Source organism: Streptomyces sp. JW3 (assembly GCF_052216785.1).
In the GTDB taxonomy this organism is placed as follows: Bacteria; Actinomycetota; Actinomycetes; order Streptomycetales; family Streptomycetaceae; genus Streptomyces.
Window position 1 is genome coordinate 1 of the sequence record NZ_JBQOUX010000189.1, and the last position, 7,774, is coordinate 7,774.

Below are 7,774 nucleotides of genomic sequence, written 5' to 3' on the forward strand. Positions count from 1 at the left end.
CTCGACGGCTTCATAGCCGAGACCGGACTCGGGCTGGAGCCTCCGTAACCCGTCACCCCACCCTTTCAACCTCAGCGTCAACTACTGCCGTCACAGCACGAGAAGCCCCTGTCAGGCTCCACCTGACAGGGGCTTCTATTTGCTGGAGAAAAATGCCCTGATGCAGTCATCTCACGGCATCTGAGCAAGGCCAGGACTGCACCAAGCTCGCAGCCGCACTACCGGGCACGGTGGGACGCAGCTATCGGAGGCTGTCCCAGTCGATTTCCGGATCCTCGACGACCTCGACCACGGACGGCCGGTCGAGGCGCTGCCCGTTCATGTGACCGGCAACCCAGTTGATGCACTCAGGTCGATTCCCCGAACGCAGTCGACAGAATTCCTCCACCGCAGCCTGAATTCGGGAGACCGGCAGAGTACTGGCCGGGTCATGGAAGAGCGGATACCCAGGATCCGACACAACGCGTGGATCGAAATCAAGAGGTTCGGGATTGTCGGAAACCCAAACAGAATCATAAACCCCTCCCTCTTTAGGGAATTTCTCATCAACGAACCAGACTAGAGCCCCATACCCATGGCGTCGATTGATCGCCACGCGCAGATTACTCGCCGCCACCGGGTCGGTTTCGCTATGCCGTCGATCAGCAATGCAGAACCAGGCATCTTCGCCGGGATAGTAGGAGCCCTCAGCTTCCTCTTCCCCCTGCAAGCCCTCCATGACTTCGGCGACAAGCCGTGACGTCTCGACCGGACTCTCGGCGTAGCGCCACTCACCCTTGAAAAATACGCTCAGAAACACGGCCCCTCACTTTCCTGATCATCCCCGCGCCCGGCCATGGAGCGTGACGCTCTGCATGCTACCCGCTGCGCCTCTGAACCAGACTGTCATGCTCGAACCTTGGGGAAGGATCGCCGGAACCGCTGACGAGCACGAGAACCTTCCCGTGCACGGTCCGCCAGAATGGTTGATTACGACATCTAGTGACGTTACGCCAGCCTGTCGCATACGCCAAGCAAGCTTGGTCTCCACGTGAGTGATTGACGCATGGGGCCCACTCGCCGGATTCGCTATGTCCGGTGAATCCATGAGGAACTGGTTGATGTCATCCGAAGAGGAAGAGTGCCCGCTCTTGAACGGAGCCCCCACCCTGGACGCGCCCGAGTCGCCGATATTCACGACCTGCCCGACCGTGGGGTCACCACTCGCGCGCGCCGGAAGCCCGTCAGCAACACCACCGACATTGCAGTTGTGAACCAGGACCGGCGTCGCCCCCGCCAGCACATAGTATGTGTGCTACGCCACCCCCCTCTACCTGCTTCTTCGCTGGTCAGGGCGGGTTTTGTGTTCCGCTGGCGTCCGTGGCTGTGCGGGGAGATCCGTGGTTGTTGCCGTCCCTACTGCCGTCAAGGATGCCGATGGCAGGGCGTTCACTGTCAGGCGCCGGGTTCAGCCCGGAGGGTGGCGCGGGTGGTCCGGTAGACGCCTGGCAGGGCTTCATATTTCCAGATGAGACGTCGCCTCCGCCCCTGACCTCACGTCCTTCGTGCAGACGAGGTGCCGACGGACTGCTGCCTCCCCCACACCTCGGGTGGAACCAACAACGGACCTACTATCGTGCGAGCGCCACTGAGATAGCAGATCCACCTCAACTCGTCGCACGCAAATACAGGCTCTCCCCGGGAATCCACCCAGATTTGGACCACATTCCCGCCAGCCCGAGTCGCATCCCACCATTCCCAACTTCTCTGCCTCGGGTCGAACGAGAAGAGGAGGTCCTGCATCGTCCACTCCTCCACTCCGCGATGCAGAGCGTATCGGAGCTCAGCATCACGCCGCTGCTCCGAGATGCCTTCTTCGTTCACCCAGGAAGGGAGAGAGCTTTCCGGGAGCTCATCTACGTCGAAGTCACACGTCATCGAGACCTCAACGCCCGCTCGGACAAGGCTTCTAACACGGCGAGCGAACTCGCCACTCTCGTCCCAGCTATCAACCTCGACATAGATGGCTGCCAACGGGCCTCGCGGCTCCTTGCCGGGACGCGCGTTCGTTCGGTCAAGCTCATTCTCGGAAATCACAGCGCTCTCCCCGACCCAGGAATTATTGCGTCCAAGAGCCCTGGGAACATCTCTGATGGGAGCCCATACAAGTCAGGCCCCTTCCTCGGGTCGTCAATCTGCGGACGCCCTGACGAGAAGATATTCCATTGCCTTCTGCTCATCCCGGAGGGGCGGCGCTGATCAATAGCCATGGAACGCACCTGATTCACGTAGGACGTCGGGACGTCGAAGGCGATGATCTGCCCGCCTGAACCCCGGAATTGCTCCGTATGCGCAATGTCTCCACTCATGTTCAAGTGCAGCATGCCGTCGCCGCTAATCGACACGTTGCCATCTCCATCAACCGAAAGTCGCTGGCTATCCGGGTGATCCGTTTGCAATCGATAGATCGTCGTGTTGCAGTTGTGAACTAGGACCGGTGTGGCCCCAGCCAGCACATAGTACGTGTGCTACGCACCCCACCCCCACCTGCGTTTTCGCAGGTCAGCGGTGGTTTCGTGCTCCGCTGGCGTCCGTGGCCGTGCTCTGACGTCCGCGCTTGTTGCCGTCAGTGCTGCCGTCAGCGGTATAGGCCACTGGTCGAGCTACGGCAGGAGTGCCAGCGCGGGGACGTGGGCGGGCTTGACGACGCTGAAGTGCCGCCGATCGAGGGTGGCTACCCGGTCCACACCGAAGCGCTCGGCCACCGCGATGACCGAGGCGTCGACCCCGCCAAGCGGGAAGTCGGCGTACTGAAGGACCAGCTCACCCATGCGCGTCAGGTCGGTGGGAGTGAGGTGGACCAGCTCGAATGTTCCCCGTGCGACCTCGGCGAGGAACGCCGCTTCGACCTGCGGCCAGCGCTCCAGCAGCCAGCAGACCTCGGTCATGACCGGACTGGGCAGCAGGCGGCGGCCGGTCAGCGACGTCAGCAGGGAGGCGCACTCGGGGTGACGCCGGTCGGCCGCGTTGAACGCCGCAGCCAGGGGTCCGGTGTCCAGGACCGTGGCGATCACGCCGAGTCGCCGAAGCGCTCGCGCATCCGCTCGCGGATGTAGTCGTCGTGCCGTTCAGCCAGATCCTCTGGGCCGTTCACGCTGCCGATCAGGGCCAGCAGCCCGGCCGGAACCGACTCCTCGTCCTCGTTCGCGTCGACCGCCGGCAGCGACTGGACGACCTGGGACAATTCCTCGTCCTGAGTGACGAGCAGGCGCAAGCGTCGCACCTGGGTCGGGGTGAGCCGGTCCACCAGGTGGTGCATGTCCTCGTAGTCGTATGCAGCGGTCACGCCAGCAGTGTAGGACGACCCCGCGGCCTGGGGCAGCTGGATCGGCAGAGGTTCACCCCCGCTGGCGTGGTGTCGGCCACCGCCCTCGGTGAGCCCGCGCGACGCATGTGAAGGGTCGGCCCCCTGGTCGGCCCTTGCCCGCGATCCGGCCGTAGGACGGTCGTAGGCGATAGCTTGCTCCGCCAGGAGCCCGGCTCCGGTCATCCCGGCGATCTTGCCGGTTGCCCCTCCCACAGCCCGGCTACCGAGTCGGCGCGGTGTCTCCAGTAGCACCTGGTCGCGGGAGTAGACGGTGGGGCTTGTCGGCGACGGCGGCCCGCTCAGGCGGGCGGTGTCCGCCTTGAACCTCGTAGAGAAAATCTGAACGCACGCGCCGGGGCCGCCCAGCACAGTGGGGTCAATGGCCCCGCTTGCCGCCGTCCGACTCCAGGGCCTCGACGCGGCCACGAAGGTCGCCAAGCTGCTGGACTGCCTCGGCCAGCGCTCGTTCCAGTGCCTCGACACGCGCCGTCGTCCCGCCGACGTGTGCGGTTGCCTCCGGGCCGTCGCGAGCATCAGTGTCGTCGGCGTCGTGGTCGTGGTGGGCGACGAAGGCGCCTTTGCCGGGGCGGGAGACCGCCCACCCCTCCTGCTTCAGCAGGACCATGGCCTTCTGCACGGTCAGGCTCGACGCCCCGAACTCCCGCATCAACACGGCCTGCGTGGGCAACGCGTCACCCGGCCGCAGCCCGCCGGAGCGGATGCGCTCGCGCAGGGTCTCGGCGATGACCTCGAATGTCAGCGGTACCCCGCTGCCCGTCGGCCTGCGCCCGCGCCGCCCCACCACCACGCCTGGTCACCCCCGCTTTCCACGCCCTCTACCAGCAATATCCGGCCCGTCCAAACCGGGAAACCGGCCCCACACTACCCGCGTCCCGCCACCCAAAGAAAGGAATGAGGAGGGATGCACTTGAATGCGCCCGTGAGGCGATGTTAACGTCACGCACCCGCCGGTGATCACCACCGCGCCCCGCCGACCAAACCCCCACCGGTCCGGCCTCCGCGCCCACCTTCGAGGCGCCCCGTTCCCCTGTGAGCCGATCGCTTCGGCCTGCCCGCGCCGTATCACTTCCGCACTCCCGCCGAAAGGCCCCGTTCCGCATGCCCGCACAGTGCCAACTCCCGTACCCCGCAACCGCTCCAGCCGCCTCGCGTCCATCGTCGGCATTCACGACGTCGACCTTCCCGGCGGAGGCCACCGACACCGTCTCGGCGGCGGCAGGACAGTCGAGGCTGGAGCGCCGCGCCAGGCTCACCGCCAGGCTGGCGAAGCTCGCCGCCACCGGTCACCTCACACCCCTCGCACGACAGATCAGCACGCTCGGCGGGTGCGCGCACCCGATCCGCCTGACCGGGCACCGAACCCGTCTGGACAGCGCGACCGGCGAGATCCTCGACCACTTCGACTCCGGCCGGCTCCCGGCGGGCGAACTGCTGGTCCGCTGCGGCAACCGCCGCGCCACCCGCTGCCCCGCCTGCTCCGCCGTCTACCGCTACGACACCTACCAACTCATCGCCGCCGGACTGCGCGGCGGCAAGACCGTCCCCACCAGCGTCGCCGCCCACCCCCGCGTCTTCGCCACGCTCACCGCACCCGGCTTCGGCCCTGTCCACAACCAGCCCGAGACCGGCAGCTGCCACTGCGGCCACACCCACCCGGACGACGACCCGCTCCTCGGCACCCCGCTCGATCCCGAGCGGTACGACTACGCGGGGGCGGTGCTGTGGAACGCGCACGCCCCGGCCCTGTGGGCACGTTTCACCACACATCTGCGGCGGGAGATCGCGAAGGCGGCGGGGCTGACGCAGCGGGCCCTGCACAACCACGCCACGCTCTCGTACGCCAAGGTCGCCGAGTACCAGAAGCGCGGCCAGGTCCACTTCCATGCCGTCGTCCGCCTCGACGGACCCACCGGTCCCGCCAGTACCCCGCCCGCCTGGGCAACCACCGAGCTCCTCAACCAGGCCGTCCGTGCCGCCACCGCACGCACCCGCGTCCACCACGCAGGTAGGCCCCAGGACGAAGGCCGCAGTGGGGGGTTGGTGTTCCGGTTCGGGCGGCAGATCGATGTCCGGGCGGTCCGCAGCACGGACTTCACCGGAGACGGCCCGGTCACCGAGCGGCACGTCGCCGCCTACATCGCCAAGTACGCCACCAAGGGCGCCGAGACCACCACCGGCACCCTCGACCGCCGACTCCGCCTCCTCGCCGAACTCGCCCAGTACGACATCACCGACCACGCCCGCCGCATGATCCATACAGCCTGGCACCTCGCCACCCAAGCCCAGCACGCCCACCTACGCCTGCGCCAATGGGCCCACATGCTCGGCTTCCGAGGCCACTTCTCCACCCGCACCCGTCACTACTCCACCACCCTCGCCCACCTCCAAGCCGAACGCACCGCTTGGCGAACCAGGCGACCCGACACCCAGACCACCCAGACCCCAGCCCCGGCATCGGCTGAGACGCAGGTCGGCCAGACGGACGGCACTCCGGTCAGTGACCGCGCCGGACACTCCACTGACCTGGCAGCCGGTCACCGACCCGGTCACGGTCATTCCACAGGTCACCGTCCCGGTCACCGCGACATCGCCGCACGGCCCGACGGTTCGGACACCACGCTGGTCATCTCCCACTGGCAGTACGCCGGAACCGGCCTCCTGCCCGAACTCGAACACCTCGCCGACCTCCTGGCCGCGAAACGGCAGACCCGACCCGAGCAACCGACCCGAACCCGACGCTCGGAACGCTCCGGCGACCGCGCCGGTCACCCGGCCGGTCACTCCACCGATCGGCTGACCAGCGCTGTCCGGACGGGGGCCGTCGCGTGACCGCCGGCACGGAACTGCTGACGGTTCCCCAGGTCATGGCCCGCCTCCAGATCGGCCGCTCCGCCGTCTACGACCTCATCCGCACCCACCAGCTCGCCTCCATCACCCTCGGCCGCGCCCGCCGCATCCCCGCTCCCGCGCTCGCCAACCTCATCCGCACCCGACTCGAACAGGAAGCCGCCGCCTGATGACCACGCCCCGCGACACCCCCGTCTCCCGCCGCACCCGGGCCAACGGCGACGGCACCGTCTACCAGCGCAAGGACGGCCGCTGGGAAGCCGCCGGATACGTCCTCGCCCCCGGCAACACCCGTCGCCGGGTCCGCGTCTACGGCTCCACCCGCAAGGACGCCCTGGCCAAGCTCACCGAGAAGATCGCCGCCAGCAACCGCGGCCTCCCCGTCCCCTCCGCACAGGGCAGCGTGGCCGCGTACCTGAAGTACTGGCTGGAGAACGTCGCCCTCCACCACCTCCGCGAAACCACCCACACCCGCTACACCACCTGCGTCAGCCGCTACCTCATCCCCGGTCTCGGCAAAAGGAAGTTGGCCAAACTCACCGCCAAGGACGTCCGCACCTGGCTCAACCAGCTCCGCACCACCTGCCAGTGCTGCACGCGCGGCCTCGACGCCCGGCGCGACCAGCCCCGCTGCTGCGTCGCCGGCCAGTGCTGCCACAAGCTGCTCTCCCCGCTGACGCTCACCTACATCCACTCCGTGCTCAAGTCCGCCCTGGAGCACGCCGTCCGTGAGGAAGAGATCCCGCGCAACGTCGCCCGCAACGTCCGCACCGGCACCCCTCGCCCCCGGCGCTTCGAACCCCTCACCGCCGAAGAAGCCCGGCAGTTCCTCATCACCGCCCAGGACCACCGGCTGCACGCGCTGTTCGAACTCGCCCTCCACACCGGACTCCGCAAGGGCGAACTCCTCGGCCTGCGCTGGGAAGACCTCGACCTCGACACAGGCACCGCCGCCATCCGCCGCACACTTCAGCGAACCGCCGCAGGCGGGCTCACCACACTGCCCACCAAGACGCGAGCCTCCGAGCGCCGCATCGCCCTCCCCACCCGCTGCGTCCAGTCGCTGAAGCTCCACCAAGACCAGCAGCAGCGCGAGCGTGAGGCCGCGGGCATGACGTGGCTGCACTACGGGCACGTGTTCACCACCGCGCAGGGCCGACCGATCGACCCGACCAACCTCACCCGCGCCTTCATCACGCTCCTCCGCAAGGCCGGCCTCCGCCGCATCCGCTTCCACGACTTCCGGCACTCGACCGCCACCCTCCTTCTGGAACAGGGCGTCGAACTCGTCGTCATCAAGGAACTCCTCGGCCACGCCCACATCGGCGTCACCGCCACCGTCTACGCCCACGTACGCATCCGCCTTCAACGCGACGCCATCGACACCCTCAGCACGGCACTCGACGGCCCCACGATCGCCGAAACGGCCAACGGCGACGGCGACGAAGCGCCCCCCTGTGCCGCTCTCGTCCGCTGACGTTGCCGCTGAGGTTGAAAGGGTGGGGTGACGGGTTACGGAGGCTCCAGCCCGAGTCCGGTCTCGGCTATGAAGCCGTCGAG

At 67.4% G+C, this 7,774-nt stretch carries 8 protein-coding genes; 3 read left to right on the forward strand and 5 right to left on the reverse strand.

Features of this window, described 5'->3' with window-relative positions; translation table 11 throughout:
* Nucleotides 1-241: 241 nt before the first annotated feature.
* The 5 genes from ACTT8P_RS37455 to ACTT8P_RS37475 all read right to left on the reverse strand — a co-directional run bounded on the left by ACTT8P_RS37455 (nt 242) and on the right by ACTT8P_RS37475 (nt 4,154).
* Nucleotides 242-799 carry an Imm1 family immunity protein gene (locus ACTT8P_RS37455; RefSeq protein ID WP_442836264.1) on the reverse strand — a complete coding sequence of 186 codons (558 nt, stop codon included), beginning with the start codon at nt 797-799 and terminating at the stop codon, nt 242-244.
* Between the two features lie 18 nt (nt 800-817).
* On the reverse strand, nt 818-1,282 hold the full coding sequence (locus ACTT8P_RS37460) for a DddA-like double-stranded DNA deaminase toxin (protein ID WP_442836265.1): 465 nt from the start codon (nt 1,280-1,282) through the stop codon (nt 818-820).
* Nucleotides 1,283-2,642: 1,360 nt separating this feature from the next.
* Nucleotides 2,643-3,053 (reverse strand): type II toxin-antitoxin system VapC family toxin, encoded by a 411-nt coding sequence (locus tag ACTT8P_RS37465; RefSeq protein WP_442836266.1) that lies wholly within the window; start codon nt 3,051-3,053, stop codon nt 2,643-2,645.
* Entirely contained in the window at nt 3,050-3,325 is a 276-nt protein-coding gene (locus ACTT8P_RS37470) for a hypothetical protein (protein ID WP_442836267.1), read from the reverse strand. The genes ACTT8P_RS37465 and ACTT8P_RS37470 overlap by 4 nt, the downstream gene beginning before the upstream one ends.
* Nucleotides 3,326-3,722: 397 nt before the next feature.
* Nucleotides 3,723-4,154 carry a winged helix-turn-helix domain-containing protein gene (locus ACTT8P_RS37475; protein WP_442836268.1) on the reverse strand — a complete coding sequence of 144 codons (432 nt, stop codon included), beginning with the start codon at nt 4,152-4,154 and terminating at the stop codon, nt 3,723-3,725.
* A gap of 311 nt (nt 4,155-4,465) precedes the next feature.
* On the opposite strand from ACTT8P_RS37475, the gene ACTT8P_RS37480 reads away from it, so the two are divergent.
* From ACTT8P_RS37480 to ACTT8P_RS37490, 3 genes are read left to right on the forward strand one after another with little or no spacing between them, the layout of a single operon-like run.
* Nucleotides 4,466-6,196 (forward strand): replication initiator, encoded by a 1,731-nt coding sequence (locus ACTT8P_RS37480; RefSeq protein WP_442836269.1) that lies wholly within the window; start codon nt 4,466-4,468, stop codon nt 6,194-6,196.
* Nucleotides 6,193-6,384 carry a helix-turn-helix domain-containing protein gene (locus ACTT8P_RS37485; RefSeq protein ID WP_442836270.1) on the forward strand — a complete coding sequence of 64 codons (192 nt, stop codon included), beginning with the start codon at nt 6,193-6,195 and terminating at the stop codon, nt 6,382-6,384. The genes ACTT8P_RS37480 and ACTT8P_RS37485 overlap by 4 nt, the downstream gene beginning before the upstream one ends.
* Nucleotides 6,384-7,691, forward strand: coding sequence for a tyrosine-type recombinase/integrase (locus ACTT8P_RS37490; RefSeq protein ID WP_442836271.1), 1,308 nt, complete (start codon nt 6,384-6,386; stop codon nt 7,689-7,691). Before ACTT8P_RS37485 ends, ACTT8P_RS37490 begins: the two co-directional genes overlap by 1 nt.
* Nucleotides 7,692-7,774: the final 83 nt, after the last annotated feature.

Coding starts and splice junctions, on each gene's coding strand:
- ACTT8P_RS37480 (WP_442836269.1), top strand. CDS start 4,466: ATGCCCGCACAGTGCCAACTCCCGTACCCCGCAACCGCTCCAGCCGCC.
- ACTT8P_RS37490 (WP_442836271.1), top strand. CDS start 6,384: ATGACCACGCCCCGCGACACCCCCGTCTCCCGCCGCACCCGGGCCAAC.